The 737-nt window shown below is 53.2% G+C and carries 1 pseudogene; it reads left to right on the forward strand.

Going from position 1 to position 737, the window contains the following annotated elements:
- Positions 1 to 367: 367 nt before the first annotated feature.
- Positions 368 to 737: pseudogene (locus C446_RS10315) on the forward strand (hypothetical protein); the annotation flags it as partial.

Consider the following 737-nt stretch of genomic DNA (forward strand, 5'->3'; position numbering starts at 1 on the left):
TGATATCAGCTGATTAGATCGCTCTTCAACAGAGCAATTTCAACAGGGCACTATGTTGTAAGTCTGAGAGCCTTAGAGGTGATATTATGGAATTTCTCAACATATTGTGGATGACATTCAAAGTGCACATCTGTTATGTTACTATCTGTTAAAGTATGAAACCAGCAACAGATATCCTAAGAGGGGTGCCGTACGGTCGATCTCAGCCTACCAATGCAAGTAGTTCAGTACTGCTTTCAAGCCAGCCGGACGACCCGATTCGTCAGAAGACTTATCAATGAGTGCCCTGACTCAAACCATTCGAGAACGGCCCGTACTGTCGTATTTCGTCCTCACCCTCACGTACAGCTGGGTGATTTGGGCACCGATGCTGATGATCCCGGGGCCGGGGGAGATCGGCCCTGGCGAGTCGGACACCATAATCTGGATCGGCGTTTTACTCATGTACCTCGGTGGGTTCGGTCCACTCGTCGCGGCGGCTATCGTCGTCAAATTCGCCGGGGGAGACCTCCGCACCTGGGCCAGCCAGATCCTGACTTGGCGGGTTAATCTCCGGTGGTGGCTCGCCACCCTGGGCCTTCCCATCGTCGCCGTCGCTGGGGTCTCCATACTGTACATCGCAATTGGTGGTCCGTATGATTTCGGAGCGCTGATGGTTCCGATTCTGTCTTACGTCCCCCTATACCCTGTTGCACGTTCAAGATTAGTTCGCCGGACGGGACGGGCAGACCAGAAAC

It is taken from the genome of Halobiforma nitratireducens JCM 10879 (genome assembly GCF_000337895.1).
Taxonomy (GTDB): domain Archaea; phylum Halobacteriota; class Halobacteria; order Halobacteriales; family Natrialbaceae; genus Natronobacterium; species Natronobacterium nitratireducens.